This is a genomic window from Sphingomonas caseinilytica (genome assembly GCF_023516455.1).
GTDB lineage: Bacteria > Pseudomonadota > Alphaproteobacteria > Sphingomonadales > Sphingomonadaceae > Sphingomicrobium > Sphingomicrobium caseinilyticum.
This window is the reverse complement of sequence record NZ_JAMGBA010000001.1, coordinates 409,834-428,840: the sequence shown is the minus strand read 5'-3', so window position 1 is coordinate 428,840 and position 19,007 is coordinate 409,834. Positions and strand designations below refer to the sequence as shown.

Here is a 19,007-nt window from a genome sequence, read left to right as displayed (position 1 = left end):
CGATTGGCCGCTAAGCCATGGTCAAGTTCGCAGATGGGGATGTGCGATAAATGGCCACGCTCGGGATTGAAGAAGTAACGGAAAACGCCATCCGCGCGGTGGCGCGCGACTGCGGTTCGCTGTCGATCGAATGCAGTGACGTCGCCGGCTATGTCGAAGGCGTTGCCGAACGGATCGGCGAACATCTGAAGGTGCTGGATACGCTCGAAGAAGTGACCACGCGCCTGCTTGCCGACCAGGCGAGGGTGTCGGATTCGACCGACGAGGCGCGCCTCCTGTCCGAACAGGCCAAGGCCAAGCTGGAGGCAGGTCGCGAGGCGATCGAGGGGACGATCGGCGGCTTCAAGGGGCTGACCGAGCTGGTCGTCCAGCTGGGCGAGCGCATGGCCGGATTCGCTTCAGCGATGAACCAGGTGCAGACCGTCAGCTCGACCATCGAGGCCATCGCCCGCAAGACCAACATGCTGGCACTGAACGCCACGATCGAAGCTGCCCGCGCCGGCGATGCCGGGCGCAGTTTCGCCGTGGTCGCCGCCGAAGTGAAAAAGCTTGCCCATGACACGCGCTCGGCGACCAGCCAGATCGCTTCGACCATCGGCGAACTGACCCGGGAAGCCAGCGCCGTTACCAGCGAAATCAAGACCGGCGTCGAACGCAGCCGTGCCGCTCAGACCGGCTTCGGCCAGATCAGCGATACGGTGAAGGAAGTGACCGAAATTGTCGGCATGGTGGATCGCCAGACCGAAGGCATCGCCCATTCGACCAGCCTTATCCAGACCAGCGTAGACAGGGTGAAGGCGGGCTTAAGCGAATTCGCCGGCGACGCGCGCGACAATGGCGGGCAGCTTATCAAGGCTCAGAAGCGCCTCAGCCACCTCGAAATGCTGTCGAACAACATGCTCGACACGCTCGCCAATTCCGGCGCCGAGATCGACGACACGCCGATGATCTTGCGCGCACAGGAAGCGATGCGGGCCATCACGACTGCCGTCGAGCAGGGTATCGATCGCGGGGATATCGCGATGGATCAGGTCCATGACCGCAACTATGTCCTGATCGAAGGGTCGAACCCGCCGCAGTATGACAATGGCTTTGCCGATTTCGCCGACAAGCATATCCGTCCGATCCTCGATCGCTTCAAGGCCGGGGACTCGCGGATCATCGGTTCGGCCATCACCAATCTCGACGGCTATCTGCCGACGCACCTTAGCGAGCGTTGCCATACCCCGGGACCGGATCCGGTGTGGAACGACGAGCATTGCCGCAACAAGCGCATCTTCATGGACGAGACGACCCGCAAGGCCTGCGAAAGCGATAAGCCCGCGACGCTCGCAACCTACCGGATGGAGCTCGGCGACAAATATTTCCCGGTGAAGAACGTCTTCGTGCCCATCTATTTCAAGGGCCGGCGCTGGGGCAATTTCGAGCTCGCTTACCGCGATGAGTAGGTCAGCGCTGGCGGCGGCTTAGTGCTGCCGCCGCGCCATGAAGGCCAGCCGTTCAAATAGCATCACGTCCTGCTCATTCTTGAGCAGTGCACCGTGCAATGGCGGAATGGCCTTGGTCGGATCCCGCGTCTGCAGCACTTCAAGTGGCATGTCTTCGTGCAGCAATAGCTTCAGCCAATCGAGCAACTCGCTGGTCGACGGCTTCTTCTTGAGGCCCGGCACCTCGCGGATATCGTAGAAGATATCGAGCGCGCGGCTAACCAGCATCTTCTGGATGCCGGGGAAGTGCACCTCGATGATGTCGGTCATCGTGTCCCGCTCGGGAAAGCGGATGTAGTGGAAGAAGCAGCGGCGTAGGAATGCGTCCGGCAATTCCTTCTCATTGTTCGACGTGATGACCACGATCGGGCGGTCGATCGCTTTCACCGTCTCATTGGTTTCGTAGACATGGAATTCCATCCGATCGAGCTCCTGGAGGAGGTCGTTGGGGAACTCGATGTCGGCCTTGTCGATCTCATCGATCAGCAGCACTGGAAGCTCGGGCGACGTGAACGCATCCCACAGCTTGCCGCGCTTGATGTAATTCTTGATGTCGTGGACCCGCTCGTCGCCGAGCTGGCCGTCGCGGAGGCGCGCCACCGCGTCATATTCGTAAAGGCCCTGGACCGCGCGGGTGGTCGATTTGACGTGCCATTCAATGAGCGGCGCGCCAAGCGCTCCGGCGATCTCATGCGCCAGGATCGTCTTGCCGGTGCCCGGTTCGCCCTTGACCAGCAACGGGCGGCGAAGCTGGACCGCGGCATTGACCGCCACCTTCAGGTCCTCGGTCGCGACATAATTGGAAGTGCCTTCGAAACGCATGGCTCCGCCCTATGGGGCGCAGCGGCGCGGTGCAAGCTTGGGCTTTAGAAGTCGCCGCGAGCAGCGGCGCGCGCTTCGAGCAGATCGAATAGCCCGCGGTTCTGGAGCAGCAGCTGCTGTCCGCCGAAGCCAAGGGCCCGTTCGCTCGCCAATCCGTCGGTGCCTTCGCCGATCACGCGCATGATCGAATCATGGTCGGGAAGGATCATCGCCGGCTTCTGAAGGCCGATGCGGTCGGCGGCGCGATCGAGCAGTTCGCGCACTGCCGGCCAATCGGCCATCAATGCCGTCGCAGCGCCGAGCGCGCAGCCACGGCGTTCGGAAGTGGCGAGTGTTTCGATGGCGTGGCGTTGGGCGACCAGCGCAGCTTCGGTCTCCGCCGCGCCAGGCGTGGAGGGCAGGGGACCAACCGATGCGGTCAGCCGGACCAGATAGAGGCGTTCGCGCTCATATGAGTCCGATGCCTGCCGCAGCCAATCCCTCACGGGACCCGTAGGGCAGCTGTTCAGGGCAATTTCGATGAGGCCAGGATAGCGTCCGTAAAGCGAGCATAGCAGATGGACCGCATCCGCCAGATCGCGATTCGCAGCAGGACCGGCCGCAGCCAGCAGGGTGCGGCGGTAGGAATGATCAGCACAACCTTCAGAATCGACCCGCGCGAGCTGCGCTTGGGCGGCGCTCATCGCCGACCGGTCGACTGCCTGATTGATCGCCATTCCTATATTCTCCTCACCTTAGACAAGGTTCTGGCGTCCGAACCCTAGGCGGCATTTCTATCCCGGTTCCGTAAATAGGCGGTTTAGGCCGGCTTCATATTTTGGTGAGCGAGGTTAAGAAACGGCTCAAATTGGTACATTTTGAAGCCGACTAGCCACTCGAAGCACAAAAACTGGGGATAAGTTGATCGTTTTCCCAAGATCGTCGCCCCAGCGGAGGCTGGGGCCCATGTCTCATCGACCTGGATGCCAGCCTCCGCTGGCATGACGAATTAGGTTAGGCCGCCATCGGAAAACTGCCCTCGTCCACAATCTCGACCGCTTTCGCATCGACCACCTGCTGGGAAGCCGGCTTGTTCGGTGCGAAGTAACGGGTCGCGGCGACGATCACGCCAAGGCCGAGATAGGCACCGACGGCGGCGTAAGGCGCGAAGAAGATGGGGGCGATGAAGGCGAGCCGCAGCCACAATGGGTTGAAGCCGAAGTCCTGGCCGATCGCTTCGCACACACCAAGGATGGTGTCGTTACGCAGGGGAAGCGGGGTCTGGTTCGTCATGATCTGTTCCTTGTGGCTGGCAGTCAGGTTGCTCATGCCAATCCATGAGCAAGGGTTGTGCCAGTGTCAGTTTTCAGCCAAAAATGGCCCCAAGCAGGGGGCCAGAGTTGGTGCGTGGCGCCAATTCCCACACCAAGTTTGGGAAATACCACCAATTGGCTGGTGCCCGTCGCTGGCGAGGAATTCCATTGCGGATCGATGATCGGCACCATCCATTCGGCAGGCCGACGAGCGGCCTCCTAGGGCTAGTCCTTCTGCCAGTCGACCGAATAGTCTTCGAGATAATCGCTGACCGCTGAACCAAGCGTTGGGTAGAAGTTTGCCTCACCCAGCTTTCCGAACAAGCCAAAGCGCTTCAGTTTGTCCTTCACCGGGTCCTTCATTTCCGCAAAGTAGAGTTCGATGCCGTTGTCGTTCAGGGACCGGATGAGTTCGGCAAGGCTGTCGGAAGAGGTGACATCGACGCTGGTCACCGGTGCTGCGGCCACAACGATCCTTCGGACCGGAGTGGGGGACGCCGCGATGGCATTGCGGACGCTGTCATTGAACAGTTCCGCATTGGCAAAGAATAATGGGGCATCCCAACGGAACAGGACCAGGCCCGGAACTCGGCGCGCTTCGGGATAGCGGGTGACATCGTGATAGCCTTTGATGCCATCGACCCGGCCCATCACTGTCCAGTGAGGCCGCCATCCGTCCCAGAGGAATTCGATAATGGCGAATATGATGGCGATGCAGATGCCGGGGATGGCCCCGAAAGCCGCGACGCCGACCGTGCAAAGGATCGACAGCCAGAATTCCCACTGCTGGATCCGGTAAATCCTGGCGAGGTCCCGAAATTCGAACAGGCCGATCGCGGCGGCGATAACGACGGCCGCAAGCGCCGCGTTCGGCAAATATTGGAACAGGTTCGGTGCGGCGATGATGAGGAGCGCGACGATGATGGCACCGACGACCCCCGTCATTTGGGTCTTCGCACCTGCCGCCTCGGCAACCGGGGTGCGTGACGAACTGCTGCTGATTGGGAAGCCCTGGAAGAAGCCCGCGGCAAGATTGGCGGCACCCAGGCCAATCATCTCCTGGTTGGGGTCGACGCGCGTGTTGGTCCGCGCCGCATAGGTGCGCGAAAGGACGCTGGTGTCGGCGAAGGCAACGATGGCGACCGCGACTCCGCCGACCAGGATGGTGACTACATCGCCCGGCGCAATCCATGGGATGGTGAGTGCGGGAAGCCCCTGCGGCACTGGCCCCAGCACGTTCACGCCAGCAGTCTCGCCCAGCTGGAACACCCCGGCAATGACCGTTGCCAGGATGACGGCCACCAATATGCCCGGAAAACGCGTGAACCGCTTGGCGGCAAGGATCAGTGCCAGGGTCCCAAGGCCCAGCCCGGCCGCGACCCAATTGGCCTTGCCGTCGATCAGCGCCTGACCGATCTGCATCAGGTCGCGAAGCGGACCGCTGCTCTTGATCGAAAAGCCGAACAGCTTGGGCAGCTGGCTGATCAGCACGGCAAGCGCGATGCCGTTCATATATCCATAGCGGATCGGCTTGGAGAGCAGCTCGGTAATGAAGCCCAGCTTGAACAGGCCCGCCAATATGCAAACCGCCCCCGACACCACGGCCATTGCGCTGGCGATTGCGATCGCGCGCATCGGATCGCCGATCGACAGGGGCAAAACGACACCAAGGATGATCGGCGCAAGGGAGGAATCCGGTCCAAGCACCAAGATCCGGCTCGGTCCCAGCGCCGCATAGACGAGCAGCGGCACAATGGTGGCGTAGAGCCCGTAGATGGCCGGCACTCCTGACGCGACCGCATAGGCAATGCCGACTGGCACCAACATTGTCGAAAGGACGATGCCTGCCGTGATGTCGTTTCGAAGCCAGGCTGGCTGATATTCGTGCAGGACCTTTACGCCAGGTACCCAGTCCTGCACGCTTGCGGCCAATTCAATAGACCTCCTTCACAAGCTTCACCTGCTTGAGGTCGATATCGTCCTTGTAGCGACCCTTATCCGACCGCTTGGGCAGTTTCACCTTGTCCTTTTTGACCCGCTTGTCGGGGACGATGGAAAGAATGTGCTTGATGCCGTTGAGGCGCGCGCGCTTCTTGTCGTCGCTGCGGATCACATACCAGGGCGCGGCCTTCGTACTGGTCGCCTCGAACATCGCGTCGCGGGCGCGTGAATAATCATACCAATGCGAATAGGACTTGAGGTCCATCGGGCTCAGCTTCCATTGCCGCAGGGGATCCTCGATCCGCTGCGCGAAGCGGCGGTCCTGCTCTTTCTTGCCGACTTCGAGCCACAGCTTGATCAGGATGATGCCCTGCTCGACCAGCCACTCCTCGAAGCGCGGCACATTGTGCAGGAAGGTCTCGACCTCCTCCTTGTTGGCATAGCCCAAGACCCGTTCGACCCCGGCGCGGTTGTACCAGCTGCGATCGAAGATCACGATCTCGCCGCCGGCCGGGAAATGCTGGAGGTAGCGTTGCAGGTAGAGCATCGAGCGCTCGCGCTCGGTCGGCGCACTCAACGCGACGACCCGGAAGGTGCGGGGGCTGACCCGCTCCGTCAGGCGCTTGATCAGCCCGCCCTTACCGGCAGTATCACGTCCTTCGCAGACGATGATGATCCTGGCACCGGTCTCGCGGACCCAGTCCTGCATGTAGCAAAGCTCGACCTGCAGCTTCTGCATTTCCTTCTCATAGTCCTTGCGGGACATTTTCTCGGGCTTGTCGGCCTTCTTGTCCTTGCCATGCTTCTTGGCTTTGGCGGGGGCCGGGGCCGCTCTGCTGAATGATCCAGGCTTCTGAACGTTCATGCTTATTCTCCGCGGGAAGGCGAAGCAGCCAATCACAGGGAGGCGGGGCAGGGTATCGGGTAATGAACCCATATCGCCGGGTTCAATGTTGGATGGCCCAACCACCATGTAACAAATCCGTCATTTTTCTTGCGAGCGGAAAAGCTCCACACTAGTGCCCATCGCTGATAACGCGGGCCGTCCGGAACCGCGTGTAAACAGGGATCTATACCATTCGCCAGATTGCTGCATTGCCTTACCGCAACGTCGGCAGGGGGCTAAACGCTCCCGTCCAGGTGCTGCTGGTAACTTCGCGCGAATCAAAGCGCTGGGTGATCCCAAAGGGCAACTTCGCCAATACCGCCTCGCCCCACCTCGCGGCCGCGCAGGAGGCAGAGGAAGAGGCGGGGGTCGTCGGCGTCGTTTGCCCGACCCCGCTCGGCACTTACCGATACCGCAAGCGCAAGGGCAGCGGGGCATCGTTGATGGCCGATGTCGAGGTATTCCCGCTCGCCGTGAGCCGTGAACTGCCCGATTGGAAGGAAAAGAAGCAGCGCAATCGCCGCTGGTTCTCGCTCAAGGACGCCGCGAACGCGGTTGAGGAGCCGGACCTCCGTGACCTCATCCGATCCTTCAACTCAACGGAATTCAACCAGGCGGCCCAGGGCGTCAGCGTCCTCAGCATCGTCGCCGAAAAATCGAAAGTAGGGCCAATGTTTGCCTGGTTCCAACGCCTGCTGCCGAAAACCGGCGGCTTCTTCGAGCTGTTCGAAGCCCATGCTGTTGCACTGACGGCGGCAGCTGATGCGATGGGGCGGCTGGTCCGCGGCGGTCCGGAAATGCACGAAAACGCTCGTGAGATCTTCGAACGCGAGCATGACGCGGACATGATCATCCGCGACGTGCTGAAGACGGTGCGCCAGACCTTCCTCACGCCGTTCGACCGCAGCGCAATCACCGCCCTCGTCAGTTCGATGGACAATGCGATCGACGAGATGCAGGCAGCTGCATCGGCGATCGAGCTTTACGAGTTCTCTGATTTCGGCGGCGAGATGACGGACATGGCGGCGATCATCGTCGATTCCGCACGCCTCGTTTCCGAGGCAATGCCGCTGCTCCGCAACGTCGGGGCCAACGGCGAGCGGCTGCACGAGCTGACCGAGCGCCTGGTTCGCATGGAGGGTCACGCCGACGAGATTCATTCCGCGGGCCTCAAGGCCGCCTTCCAGGCGCATCGCAACGGCAATGCCATCGAGTTCGTCGTCCGGCGAGAGATCTTCAAGCATCTCGAACGGATCGTCGACGCCTTCGAAGACGTCGCCAACGTCATCGACGGCATCGTCATCGACCATAGCTGATACGGCGCTCTCAAGATGCACGAACTGGCATTGCCGCTGCTGATAGGACTGATCGTCCTGGCGCTGGCATTCGACTTTTTGAACGGGCTTCATGACGCGGCCAATTCGATTGCAACCGTTGTCGCGACAAAACTGCTCGGCCCGGTGCAGGCGGTGGCCTTCGCCGCCTTCTTCAATTTCGCAGCTTACTTCCTGACCCTGGCGTGGCCGCAGCTGCATGCGGTTGCCGACACGATCGGCAAGGGCTTGATCGACAAGGACCTGGTGACTCCTTCGGTGGTGTTCGGGGCCCTCGTTGGCGCAATGTTCTGGAACGTCGTCACCTGGCTGAAGGGCATTCCGTCCTCGTCCAGCCACGCGCTGGTCGGCGGCATCGTCGGTGCCGGCGTATGCCATGCCGGCCTTACCGGCGTGCAATGGACGGGTCTGAACAAGACGCTCATCGCGATCGTCCTGTCGCCAACCCTCGGCATGATCCTGTCGATGTTGATCATGCTGGTGTCGAGCTGGCTGCTGGTTCGCTCAAGCGCGTCGATGGCCGAACGGACGTTCCGTTCGCTGCACCTCGTGTCGTCCGCTGCCTATTCGCTCAGTCACGGCCTTAACGACGCGCAGAAGACGATGGGGATCATCACCGTTCTCCTTTATTCAACCGGCTATCTGACCGGCGATTTCGAGGTTCCGCACTGGGTCGCGATCAGCTGCTATATCGCTATCGGCTGCGGTACGATGATGGGCGGCTGGAGGATCATCGAGACGATGGGAAGCCGTATCACCAAGCTGTCGCAGCACCAGGGGTTCAGCGCGTCGCTCGGCGGATCGATCATCATCTTCACTGCAAGCGCGCTCGGTATCCCGGTCTCGACCACCCACACAATCACCGGCTGCGTTATCGGTGCCGGCGTGGCCCGCCGCGCTTCGGCGGTTCGCTGGGGCGTCGCGCGCAACGTCGTCACGGCATGGGTCATAACCATCCCATGCTCCGCGGCGGTCGCCGCATTCTTCTACTGGCTCACAACCTTCTTCGCTTAACGCCCTATGATGTTCGACCTCCCACCGCCCGATCCCGGGATTGAATTCGTCATTGCCAGCCGCGGCATGTCCAAGGGCATTGCCCAGACCGAAGGCCCGCAGGCGCTCATCAAGCCCTATGTCCAGTTGGGTCCGGTGCAAGTGGCCGCCCAATGGAAGAACCTGTCTTCCCCGGTAGCTGGCGGAGAGGCTTCGGCGATTGTCAGCGTCGCGCCCAAGCTTGGCAAATTCCAGTTCGGCGCCAGCGCCGCATACAAGATGCAAACGGGAGTCCGCGAACCCACCGACGACAAGAGTTGGGAGTTCACCGGCAACGTCACCCGCAAGTTCGGCAAGCTAACTATTCGCGTCAACGCCATTTACAGCCCCGACGATCTGGGCGGGGCGGAGCGCTCCATCTTCGTAGAGGGCGGCCCGACCCTGGAGATCGACAAGAACACCCGCATTTCAGGCGCCATCGGCCGCCGTGATCGCGTCAATGCGCCGGATTACACCGCGTTCAACGCCGGCGTTGCCCGAACGTTGTTCAAGGGTGTGACGCTCGACGCTCGCTATTACGGTAACAATCACAGCGATCTCGGCGAATTCTTCGATGACCGCCTGGTCGTCAGCGCGCGGATGAGTTTCTAGGGCCGCCAGTCCGCGTCGTTGTAGACGGCCTTCGCAGCTGTCTCCTGCTGCGGATTGGTGACATTTAAGGTGAACCCGTTTTTCACCCGGACCCGATGCAGAATTCGGCTATTGTCCGGGGAATAGCGGCCGCCCCATCCGTTGGCGATGACCACAGTGTCAGACTCCATTCCGAAGTCACTGTACCGTACCTCGTGCACGCGGTCGGCCCCGTCGCCGTAGAGGAACTTCATACAGCTTGAATCGAGCGCGCCCGCGCAGCGCGCCGTATCGAGGTTAAGCGCTGCGCCAAGGTCGGTACTGGACCAGACCGGGCTTGGCGTGCTTGGGTTGCTCATATTGCGGCGCTGGATCACGGTTCCGACACCGACTTCACCATATCGCACCAGGAAACCGCTGCCGTCGCCCAGCCAGCGGGCCGATCGATAGCTGTTGTTCATTCCGTCAGTCGAAGCAATGGGCGCGCCGTAGGAGCCGCCGGACCAAATGCGGAGCTCAACCAGCTGCGGGTTGTTGCATCGCCGAACGACCAACAGCGACCCATTGGTCGGATGGTAGTCCAGGCTGTCGACATAGCAGCCGTCGTCGAAATTCTGGATCGGTTGAACGACCCCCGCATCGCTATATCGGATGATCTTAAAGCCCGTCGCTCGGCTTGCGACGACCGCCAACTCGTTGAAGCCTCCCGATAGCGCCGGGTTCATGTCCAAGACGAGCGAGTTCTTCGACGGCCCGGAATAGAGCTTGAGCGTACCCGTACCGTTCGGGTTGGTAACGAAAATCGAGAAACCCGAGCCGACCTCTTTCGCATAGGCGATCGGCGGTCCCGCTGCAGATGCAGGTTCGACAAGCGCCGAAGCTGCAAGCAATGACAATGCAAATGTGGAAATGCGCACCATGACGGCCCCCTGTAAAATTCGATTTCACATGGGCTGCAGGACCGTATTGCCAGCCCATCGCTGGCGACAAGTCACGGTCGGGCAGTCAGGCGGCGCGGCCTCCCCCAAGGCCGAGTCGTCCGGGAAGGGCGCCTAACACAAGTTAGGCACTTAACCAATATTTAATGGCGCAATTCATGAATTTTTTGCCGTCATTCGACGGTGTAATCAATGCGGATACTGACCCATTCGCCGATCATCGGCTTTCCGCCGACACGCGGAGGCCGGACCATGAACTGCCAGGCCGCCTGCCGCACCGCTCCAGCCAGGTGAGACCCCGCCGGGCCCTGGCCCAGCTCGACGCAATCCTCGACCTTGAATCGGGGCGCGGTCTTGCAGGCGATCATCCCCCAACCGCCGCCTTCGGGCATCCGCTTGGGCAGATAGGCGTGGAGCTCCGCATCGGTCGGCTCGCGATACCATTCGGCGCGGTAGAGGGGTTCGCCGTTGGGCGCGGTCCCGACGCGGGCGCTGTCGCCCGGGCGCGGGCCTTCGGCCATCTGCTGTCCTTGGCTCTCCCCACCACCGGCCGTGCCCAGTTTGGATATATCGGCCGCCTTGAACTCCTCCTGCGTCATTTCGATCATCTGCAGCGGCCGCGGCGGCAGCTCGACGATCGGCTTGGGGACGGGCGGGGCAGGGCGGGGCGGCTTCGGGTTCGCCACCACTTCGGGCTGCTTTTGCACGGCCCGACTCTTGTCCTGCTCCGTCTCGGCGGAGATGTCGAAGGTAGTCAGCCGATCGCCCGCGAATTCCGGCGCCTTCTTCTCCCGCCAGTCGAGCGTCAGGAGGGCCAGCAGCAGCGCCACTTCGATCGCCAGCGCGAGCGCGAACGACAAGGCTCGGCGGCTCGCGGAGGGGCGGTCTCTTGCCGATGGTGGAAGGTAATGCGTCGCGCTCAAGGGATTATAAATAATGGGGATTGGCCTTGCGTCAGGTTAGCGGGCAAGGCGCCTGATGTCGCGCATTTTTCGATAAAGGGCCCGCGGCTCGCGTTCATACTCCAAGCCGCTCCGCTTGCGCGTTCGACGTCACGCGCTAGGTTCATCGCTGCTGGAGGGCTCAAACCATGTTCGAACATTGGGGCGAATTCTACCTGTTGGTCGGATCGGCCGCTGCCGTCCTGATCGGCCTCATCTTCGTCGTCGTCACCCTGATGCAGGACAAGCCGCGCTCGACGATGCTTAGCGGCTCCCGCTATTATATGGGCCCGGTCGTCCTCAACGTCAGCTTCGTCCTGGTACTAAGCGCCGCAGCGCTGGCCGGGCACATCACGGCATCCGCCATGGCCCTTATCTGCGCGGCCATTGCGCTCTGGGGTTTCGCGCGCAGCATCATGTCCTTCACCGGGATCAGGACGCTCGTCTGGGATGAGGAACCGCCGCACTGGACCGACGCATGGTTCTACGGTGCTATTCCGGCCGCCATCTATGTCTTGCTCGCCGCAGTGGCATGGGCCTTCTGGACTGACCAGCATTGGGCGGTGGATGGCGTCGCGGTGGTCATCAACGCGATTCTCCTGGTCAGCATCCGCAACGAGTGGGACCTGGTTACGTGGCTTGCTCCGCGGGGCCCCGAGCAAAAATAGGCCGGAGCCTGCGGCTCTTTAGGTCGAGACAACCTGCTCCAATCCGGAGATTGAGTTAAGCCTGCGGCGACCAGTCCCCGGGCACGTCATCCCAAGACGAATTCAGCATCCGCATGGATCTGATCGGCGGGGGCTGTGTGCGTTGAAAAATCGTGAGCCGCGACGGAAAGTCATGATCGAGGCGCGCGTCCGCTGCGGCGCCACGTGGAGCGACGCTTGCATCCTCAACATGTCTTCGCGCGGAATGCTGATTCAGGCCCAGCCAACGCCATCTCGCGGAAGCTATCTCGAAATTCGCCGGGGTAGCCAGGTGGTCGTCGCCCGCGTGGTCTGGTCCAATGCCATTCGCTGCGGCGTCCGGACGCAGGACATCGTGTCAGCGGAGCAACTGATCCGCGACCATGCGCGGTCGGCGAAGTCCGCAACGCCCGTCGAAAGACGGCGGGAACCGCGCCTGGTGGCAACCCGGCACGACGCCAGCCGCTTCCGGTCGAGAGCCATCGAGTTCGGTACATTCGCGCTGCTTGGTGCAGGCGTCGCCATCTTCGCGACAAGCCTGGTGGGGGAGCTTCTGGCGACGCCGCTGGAGGCGGTGCGCCAAGCGCTAGGCTGAGCCGTTCGTCCCATCCTCTTGCCGGAACCACCGCCATCACCCGACGTTTCGCAGATCAAATGGACGATAAAAGCATAAACCTCTGGCGGCAGATTGAAGGATGCCGCCGCGCAAAGAAGCTGGCGGAACGCGGAGGCAAAGGGGTTACGCCCTTGGCAAACGCTGTTGCCGATGGACCGATGGCGGCTTAGACCGTCCGGAGTTTCCTGCACTCGGCGATCGCCCCATGACAGCTGGCGTTTCGAAGACTTCAGACCCAGCGCAACCGGCAATCTCCGTGATCATGCCGGTCTATAATCGCGCAAGGCAGGTCACCGCAGCCATCCAGAGCGTTCTCGACCAGCAGTTCGATGATTTCGAATTGATCGTCGTCGACGACGGTTCAACGGACGGCACGCTGGAAGTCCTGAAGGCGATCGAGGATCGGCGGCTGCGTGTCCTGACCAGTCCGCGCAACGCTGGCGGAAATGCCGCCCGCAACCGGGGAATAGAAGCATCCCGGGCCCCACTTCTCGCCTTCCTCGACAGCGACGATTGCTACCTGCCCAACAAGCTTGGCTATCTGAACGACTATTTCGCGGCGCATCCGGATGTCGACGTGCTTCTGGACAGCTTCATCAAACGATACCGCCCAGAGCGCGACCGGCCCGATGTGAATTTGCGTAACCCGGTGCTCGATTCCAACGATGCCATATTGGAAGCGCTCTTCACCCGGCGAATCTGGAAAGCGACACCCGGCATCGCGGTGCGGCGGGACGCGGCGTTGCGCGCCGGCAAGTTCGATCCCTCGCTGCGGCGCCGGCAGGATTTCGACTTCATCCTGAGGCTCGCAGCCGTCGCGCGCTGCGCCACGACCGACGAGCTGCTGTGGATCAAGACCTACTCCACTGACGCAATCTCCGGCCAACTCGACAATTTCGCTGGGTCGACCTTGAGCTTCCTGGAACGGCATCCGGAGTATCGGGATAACCCGGCTTATCGGTCCGGCTTGGCGCACGACCTTGGCCGCCACTTCGTCCGGCTGGGCAAGCGCCGACAATGGGCTCAGGCGCTACGCGACGCGAAGCTGCTGTCGTCGACACTCGGCGTTGTCCCGCTGGTCCGCCTGACCGTGGAAGGCGCCGGCCTGTTCAGGTCCCGCCGCCGCGCTATTCGTGGCAAAGCGTCGACGGGCTAAACGGCGCCCTGCGGCTGCCCCGTGTAGAGCGCGGGGAGTGGCTCCCAATCCTTCGTGAAGACACTGTAAAGCTGGCCCGCCAAGGTCACCAGATAATAGGTCAGCGAGACGAGCATCGCCGCCGGATACTGCCATTTCGGAAGTCCGACCTTGCCGCCATGCCTCACTGTATTTCGCCACGCCCGAAGCGTCTTCCGCCCGAAATATCGAAACGCATAGGCCAGCCGCCCTGCCCGCGAGCGACTCCCGGTCTGGAAGCCCAGGAAATCGCTGTCCATCCCGCCGGTCCACGCCCGCCAAGCCAGGAAGCGCGGGCCGGGGTGGGGCGCGTGGATTGCGGTCGCGTCCGCCGTGCGAACATATTTATGGCCCTCGGCCAAAACCCCCCGAAGCCAGAAAACGCATTGCTTCTTGAACGCGGGCAGGTCCGGGAAAGGGTGGCTCTGGAAGAAATCCGTCCGGACCGCGCAATTGTTCACATGGATCTTGGACCGCCGCTTGGTCTTCGCCTTCTGATGGGGAAGGTTGAACACCCAGCTCAGCGCCATGGTTCGCGACAGGAAATCCGTCGTGCCCAGCACCGTGAAACCGCCCACGGCCATCGTCTCCGGATCGGCAAAGGGCGCCAGCAGATGCTCCAGCCATCCCGGCTGGGGAGCGGCATCGCTGTCCAGCATCAGCGTAATCCCGGTGCGCGACCGCGACACGCCGAAGTTCTTCAGCTTATAGTAGGTCAGCCCCGGCGTCGGGACGATCTCCACATCGGCAAGTTCGCGCATTCGCGGCGCAACCGCCTCCAGGACCGTCTCGACGGTGCCCGCAGGGACCTTCGTCTCGTCGAAGAGATAGAGGATGCGGGGCTTCTCCACGAAGCGCACCCGGCCCAGCTCGTCCTGCAGGGCGACCATCGCCTTGCGGGTCCATTCGTCGGCGACATCGATCGCATTTTCCCACTCGATCACGATCGTTACCGGCGGAAGTTGGGGTATATCGTCGGCCAACCTGTCTCATTCCCTTTCGCGTCGTTGCGCTAATACAGTAACGTGCATTGGTGGGAACATTTCCGCCAGCCTCTCCGCTAAGCAAGTCTTGGCGGCGAATGGCGGTGACAGGATATTGATGGTTCGGATCGCCTTCCTTGCCCTGGCCCAGGCGCACCAGCATCTCCACTGGCTGCCGGCCGCGCTGGAACTCGCGAAAAGGCCGGGCGTGCGCGTCGATGTCCTCTGCCCGAGCCGCGCGAACCTGCGCTTCATCGGGCGCTACGATCCCGAAAAGCGGCTTCGATGCATCTGGATCCCGGCCCAATGGCGCGACGGCCTGTTCGACCTTCCGCCGCGAAAGCGCGTCCAGAAGCGCTACGCCTGGCTATTCCGCCGCTACCCGGTGCTGGTCACGACGGAGACGACCAGCACGCGCCTGAAGGAGGATCCCAAGTTCACCTCCCGTCTCATCCGCATCCGGCACGGGGCCGGCGACGCGGCGACTCGCCTCGACGATCCGCGGGTCAGGCTGTTCGATCTAACCTTGGTCGGCGGGGAAAAGGACAAAAGGCGCCTGGTTGCCGCGGGCCTGGGGACGGAAGAGAATATCATCGTCACCGGCTATTCTAAGTTCGAGCTTGTCCGCCCGCCCGAACGGCTGTTCCCCAACGACAAGCCGATCGTCCTCTACAACCCGCACAGCCGCCCCGACCTGTCGAGCTGGTTCAATGAGGGTCCGGCCCTGGTCCGCGAAATGGAGAAGCTGATCGAATGGAATTTCATCGTCGCCCCGCACGTCAGGCTCGATGGCGGGCCGGACGTTCGATCCGACGCGGCCAACATATTGATCGACCGGGGCAGCGTCCGTTCGATCGACATGACCTACACCCAATCGGCGTCGGTCTACCTCGGCGACGCGAGCAGCCAGCTCTACGAATTTCTGATCCGCCCGCGCCCCTGCATCTTCGTGAACAGCCATCGCCTCGATTGGCAGGGCAGGGAGGATTTCGCCCACTTCAAGCTGGGGCAAGTCATCGAACGGGCCGACCAGCTCAAGCAGGCACTGGATCGCGCGATGATCCTCCAGCCGCAATTCGAGCCTCTGCAAGAGCTGGCGATGCGGGACGCGATCGATGATAGCGATCGGCCCGCTTCGCAAAGACAGGCGGACGCGATCCTGAGCCTGAGCCCGCGAGCATAGCTAACGATTGCGTGAGCAAACGTTAGCTATGTCGAAGACTGGGCGAAGGCCGGCCAGCCTGCCGCACAGCGGACAGGACTGACGTCACGAATTTACTTCGTGACGGCCCACTCCCCCCTTCGTCATCCCGGACTTCGATCCGGGATCCATCTTCGCATTCCCGGAACCACCACCGTCCACCCAACGTTCGACGACCAAATGGACGACAAAAGCATAAACCTCTGGCGGCAAATCGAAGGATGCCGCCGCGCAAGGAAGCTCCTCGAACGACGTGGCAAGGGCGCGGCCCCCTTGGCAAGCACGGCCGCCAACGACCCAGTATGGGAACCCCATGAATTCGTATTTCGGTGATTCCCAGCAATAGCCTTAGCTCCCGCAATTCACCCTAGTGCTTCGGCTGGACCGCCAAGCCGGGCCCCGGCAGCGGTTCTTTTCGAAGTCCTTTCGAACAGGCTGCGGCCGATCTCGGTCGCGCGTTCGAGCATCGCGTCGGTGCCCGCCTCGGAAAGCAGCAGTTCGGTCGTGATCACCGGCGCGCCGCAGTAATCGAATATGCCATGATCGATCTGGGTCCGCATCGCGCCGAAATAGCCATGGCGGGCATAGGTGCGGAGGTCGGCAGCGCCGAGCCCGATGAGATGGATCGGCAGATGGTGGAGCTTCTTGACCACCCCGGCCTGGGTCTCGTCATAGGCCCAGCCAGTGATGAATACCCGGTCGATCCAGCCTTTCAGCAGGGCGGGGAAGGACCACCAATAGATCGGGTAGACCAGCAACAGAAGGTCTGCGCGATCGATACGCGCCTGCTCGCGGAGGATCGCTTCCTCCGGCGGCGCCTGTCTTAGGCTTACTGCAACGTCGTTCGCCGTGAAGCGGGGATCGAAGCCTTCGGCGGCCAGGTCTACCGGCTCTGCGCTGTGGCCGGGACCGCCTGAACGGATGGCGCTGACCAGGCGATCCGCCACCGCATGGGTGAGGGACGCTGGGTTAGGGTGGGAAACGACGATCAAGGCGTGCATCACTGACTCCTGCTCCTTTGCCCCCGAGCGAGACTTCTATATACTAATAGTAACATACTAATGGTAACTTAGGGGATCAAGTGGAGAAGCGCAGCCGCCTGTCCAGAAGCGAACGGCATGAGCAACTGCTCGAGCTTGCGAGGCAGATGGTTCGCAACGAGGGAAGCGAGGCGCTTACCCTCGGCCGCCTTGCGCAGCGGGCAGGGGTGACCAAGCCGATCGTCTATGATCATTTCGGCAGCCGCACGGGGCTGCTGATCGAACTCTATCAGGCGTTCGACGCGCGGCAGAATGAGCTCATCGATGTCGCGATCGGGGAAAGCGGCCCGGACCTTGGCTCACGCGCCGGGGTGCTGGCCGCGACTTATGTCGAATGCGTGGTAACCCAGGGGCGCGAGCTGCCCGGGGTCGTCGCGGCCCTCTCCGGATCGCCGGAGCTTGAGCAAGTCAAGTCGGAGGCCGAAATCGCGTTCCGCGACAAATGCCGCAGAGCGCTCGAACCATTTGCCCAAGGACCCTTGAGTGACGCCAAGATGGCGGGGATGTTGGGCGCTGCCCAGGCGCTGGGGCGATCGGCGGTGCGTGGCGAGGTAAGCGAAGCAGCGGCAAAGCGCGAGCTGGCCGAAATCATCGCCTCGGTGGTTGGGCGACCGGGCTAAGCTGCGCATTTCCTCCCTCGTCATCCCGGACTTGATCCGGGATCCGCCTTTTCTTCCCTTGCCGGCGCCGGCACCTTGCCCGCACCACAGCAGCAACCCATCTCCACCGCTTACACAGCAAAAAGCGAACCCCCATGCCGCCTGAGCTTCAGCCACCGGTCTCGACCTATTTCGAAGCCAGCAACGCGCATGATGCGGAGGCCGTCGCCTCACTCTTCACCCCCGACGGCTGGGTCCACGACGAGCGCCAGGATCATCGCGGTACCGAAGCGATCCGCGGCTGGGCGGAGGAAACCTTCCGCCAATATGCAATGGTCCAGACGCCCGGACAGGCACGGGCTGAGGGCAGCAACACGGTCGTGACGGCGGAGGTCTCCGGCACTTTCCCCGGCAGCCCGATCGAACTCGACTTCCGGTTTATGGTTGAGGGCGAGCGGATCAGGGAGTTGAAGATAGGCTAGAGCCACCGAGCGCAGCGAAGCGATTGCGAAGCAATCGTTAGCAGCGCGAAGAGAGGGCGAAAGCCGGCCGACCTCGCGGAGCGAGGATCGACGTCACGAACTCACTCCGTGACGGCCCTCACTTCCCCCTTTCGTCATCCCGGACTTGATCCGGGATCCGCTTTTTTTCTGACTCCTATTTCCTGTTGCCGGCTGAACTGCTGGTCGCCGGCTGGGCAATTTGAAGGGGCGCAGAAGGAGCGCCAACCACCATTGGCGTTGGCGCGACATTAGCAAGTGCCAGCGGCACATCTTCGTCGACGAAGCCTTTGAGCGTGGTTCCTACTGGTACCCTGGCACTGGTGCCCGTCATGAAGAATCCAGCGGGCAGGAAGACCAGCGCCGAGACGGCAACGGCGCCAACGCCTCCAGCAACCCCCTTATCGTCAAACGCCCCTGTCAGCCGGATTTGACGGCCATTCACAGTAACATAAAGCAATCGTGCTCCCAGATGGCCGGACTTGCCCCACATTCCTTTGTTTCGAACGTCTGTAATCTCGCCGACCGCCGGGCTGCCAACAGGTATGACTGTGACGCCATGGATCATGACTGGCTCGGAGGTCTCGAGCCGAAAGCGGTTACCGACACGTAACTTCTTTCCCTTGGTAGTGAGCTCTTCCAGCAGGCGGAGCGGTACTTCGGTACCGACGCGTAAAACCGCGTTTGTGGTGGGAGTTGCAGCGATAGGCGCCGGAGTAGCAACGGGCTGGTCGATGGGAGCCTGAGTAGCGGGTTTGTCAGGCTTATACGCGTTTGGGTTTCCAACTGCTGTAACTTGAGCACCAGCAGTGGATGCCACGAGCGTGGCCGCAGCAAAAATTGCGGTTTTCATAAACTCCCCCTGGACTGACCGTATCATTGATTCGGCAGGGCAAGTTTCGCACAATTTAACGGAAATTCAATGAGGCGCCAAAACGCTCGTT

Annotated in this window: 21 protein-coding genes; 11 read left to right on the top strand and 10 right to left on the bottom strand. The window is 61.9% G+C overall.

Annotated elements, in window-relative coordinates:
- Positions 1–50: 50 nt before the first annotated feature.
- Complete coding sequence (locus LZ496_RS02180) at positions 51–1,448, top strand: methyl-accepting chemotaxis protein (protein WP_249902956.1); 1,398 nt, start codon at positions 51–53, stop codon at positions 1,446–1,448.
- 18 nt (positions 1,449–1,466) lie between these two features.
- Here the strand turns inward: LZ496_RS02180 and LZ496_RS02175 are convergent, their stop codons facing one another.
- On the bottom strand, positions 1,467–2,309 hold the full coding sequence (locus tag LZ496_RS02175; protein ID WP_249902954.1) for an AAA family ATPase: 843 nt from the start codon (positions 2,307–2,309) through the stop codon (positions 1,467–1,469).
- A gap of 44 nt (positions 2,310–2,353) precedes the next feature.
- Positions 2,354–2,917: a DUF6975 family protein gene (locus LZ496_RS02170; RefSeq protein ID WP_436286459.1), complete on the bottom strand. Its 564-nt coding sequence runs from the start codon at positions 2,915–2,917 to the stop codon at positions 2,354–2,356.
- Between LZ496_RS02170 and LZ496_RS02165 the strand changes: the two genes are divergently transcribed.
- Positions 2,867–3,073: a hypothetical protein gene (locus tag LZ496_RS02165; protein WP_249902952.1), complete on the top strand. Its 207-nt coding sequence runs from the start codon at positions 2,867–2,869 to the stop codon at positions 3,071–3,073. The genes LZ496_RS02170 and LZ496_RS02165 overlap by 51 nt on opposite strands.
- A 229-nt stretch (positions 3,074–3,302) precedes the next feature.
- Here LZ496_RS02165 and LZ496_RS02160 read toward each other — a convergent pair whose 3' ends face one another.
- The 3 genes from LZ496_RS02160 to ppk2 all read right to left on the bottom strand — a co-directional run bounded on the left by LZ496_RS02160 (position 3,303) and on the right by ppk2 (position 6,407).
- Positions 3,303–3,617: a PspC domain-containing protein gene (locus LZ496_RS02160; RefSeq protein ID WP_249902951.1), complete on the bottom strand. Its 315-nt coding sequence runs from the start codon at positions 3,615–3,617 to the stop codon at positions 3,303–3,305.
- Positions 3,618–3,826: 209 nt separating this feature from the next.
- Positions 3,827–5,533, bottom strand: a complete 1,707-nt coding sequence (locus LZ496_RS02155; RefSeq protein ID WP_249902950.1) for a SulP family inorganic anion transporter — start codon at positions 5,531–5,533, stop codon at positions 3,827–3,829.
- Between the two features lies 1 nt (position 5,534).
- Positions 5,535–6,407 (bottom strand): polyphosphate kinase 2, encoded by an 873-nt coding sequence (ppk2, locus tag LZ496_RS02150; RefSeq protein WP_249902949.1) that lies wholly within the window; start codon positions 6,405–6,407, stop codon positions 5,535–5,537.
- 230 nt (positions 6,408–6,637) lie between these two features.
- On the opposite strand from ppk2, the gene LZ496_RS02145 reads away from it, so the two are divergent.
- Genes LZ496_RS02145 through LZ496_RS02135 form a run of 3 tightly spaced genes read left to right on the top strand, consistent with a single transcriptional unit; the run spans position 6,638 to position 9,406 of the window.
- A complete protein-coding gene (locus LZ496_RS02145) occupies positions 6,638–7,744 on the top strand; it encodes a DUF47 family protein (RefSeq protein ID WP_249902947.1) in 1,107 nt (368 codons plus the stop codon).
- A 15-nt stretch (positions 7,745–7,759) separates the two neighbouring features.
- Positions 7,760–8,776: an inorganic phosphate transporter gene (locus tag LZ496_RS02140; RefSeq protein ID WP_249902946.1), complete on the top strand. Its 1,017-nt coding sequence runs from the start codon at positions 7,760–7,762 to the stop codon at positions 8,774–8,776.
- Positions 8,777–8,782: 6 nt separating this feature from the next.
- On the top strand, positions 8,783–9,406 hold the full coding sequence (locus LZ496_RS02135; protein ID WP_249902945.1) for a TorF family putative porin: 624 nt from the start codon (positions 8,783–8,785) through the stop codon (positions 9,404–9,406).
- On the opposite strand, the gene LZ496_RS02130 is transcribed toward LZ496_RS02135, so the two are convergent.
- The gene (locus LZ496_RS02130) at positions 9,403–10,305 is read right to left on the bottom strand and encodes a hypothetical protein (RefSeq protein ID WP_249902944.1); all 903 of its coding nucleotides are present in this window, start codon (positions 10,303–10,305) and stop codon (positions 9,403–9,405) included. The genes LZ496_RS02135 and LZ496_RS02130 overlap by 4 nt on opposite strands.
- 191 nt (positions 10,306–10,496) lie before the next feature.
- Complete coding sequence (locus LZ496_RS02125; RefSeq protein ID WP_249902943.1) at positions 10,497–11,183, bottom strand: hypothetical protein; 687 nt, start codon at positions 11,181–11,183, stop codon at positions 10,497–10,499.
- A gap of 230 nt (positions 11,184–11,413) precedes the next feature.
- Here LZ496_RS02125 and LZ496_RS02120 point away from each other — a divergent pair, with 230 nt between their 5' ends.
- The 3 genes from LZ496_RS02120 (at position 11,414) to LZ496_RS02110 (ending at position 13,722) form a co-directional block, all read left to right on the top strand.
- Positions 11,414–11,932: a hypothetical protein gene (locus LZ496_RS02120; RefSeq protein ID WP_249902942.1), complete on the top strand. Its 519-nt coding sequence runs from the start codon at positions 11,414–11,416 to the stop codon at positions 11,930–11,932.
- Positions 11,933–12,074: 142 nt separating this feature from the next.
- Positions 12,075–12,545 (top strand): PilZ domain-containing protein, encoded by a 471-nt coding sequence (locus tag LZ496_RS02115; protein ID WP_283937863.1) that lies wholly within the window; start codon positions 12,075–12,077, stop codon positions 12,543–12,545.
- A gap of 277 nt (positions 12,546–12,822) precedes the next feature.
- Positions 12,823–13,722 carry a glycosyltransferase gene (locus tag LZ496_RS02110; protein ID WP_366516677.1) on the top strand — a complete coding sequence of 300 codons (900 nt, stop codon included), beginning with the start codon at positions 12,823–12,825 and terminating at the stop codon, positions 13,720–13,722.
- Here the strand turns inward: LZ496_RS02110 and LZ496_RS02105 are convergent.
- Positions 13,719–14,723, bottom strand: coding sequence for a glycosyltransferase (locus LZ496_RS02105; protein ID WP_249902940.1), 1,005 nt, complete (start codon positions 14,721–14,723; stop codon positions 13,719–13,721). The two genes, LZ496_RS02110 and LZ496_RS02105, sit on opposite strands and share 4 nt — an antisense overlap.
- Before the next feature lie 118 nt (positions 14,724–14,841).
- On the opposite strand from LZ496_RS02105, the gene LZ496_RS02100 reads away from it, so the two are divergent.
- Complete coding sequence (locus LZ496_RS02100) at positions 14,842–15,906, top strand: glycosyl transferase (RefSeq protein ID WP_366516676.1); 1,065 nt, start codon at positions 14,842–14,844, stop codon at positions 15,904–15,906.
- Positions 15,907–16,286: 380 nt separating this feature from the next.
- Here the strand turns inward: LZ496_RS02100 and LZ496_RS02095 are convergent, their stop codons facing one another.
- Entirely contained in the window at positions 16,287–16,925 is a 639-nt protein-coding gene (locus LZ496_RS02095) for an NAD(P)H-dependent oxidoreductase (protein ID WP_249902939.1), read from the bottom strand.
- Between the two features lie 80 nt (positions 16,926–17,005).
- Between LZ496_RS02095 and LZ496_RS02090 the strand changes: the two genes are divergently transcribed.
- Together LZ496_RS02090 and LZ496_RS02085 are read left to right on the top strand one after the other, a co-directional pair.
- Positions 17,006–17,584: a TetR/AcrR family transcriptional regulator gene (locus LZ496_RS02090; protein WP_249902938.1), complete on the top strand. Its 579-nt coding sequence runs from the start codon at positions 17,006–17,008 to the stop codon at positions 17,582–17,584.
- 134 nt (positions 17,585–17,718) lie between these two features.
- On the top strand, positions 17,719–18,045 hold the full coding sequence (locus LZ496_RS02085) for a nuclear transport factor 2 family protein (protein ID WP_249902937.1): 327 nt from the start codon (positions 17,719–17,721) through the stop codon (positions 18,043–18,045).
- A 175-nt stretch (positions 18,046–18,220) separates the two neighbouring features.
- Here the strand turns inward: LZ496_RS02085 and LZ496_RS02080 are convergent, their stop codons facing one another.
- Positions 18,221–18,916 (bottom strand): hypothetical protein, encoded by a 696-nt coding sequence (locus tag LZ496_RS02080; RefSeq protein WP_249902936.1) that lies wholly within the window; start codon positions 18,914–18,916, stop codon positions 18,221–18,223.
- Positions 18,917–19,007 lie beyond the last annotated feature (91 nt).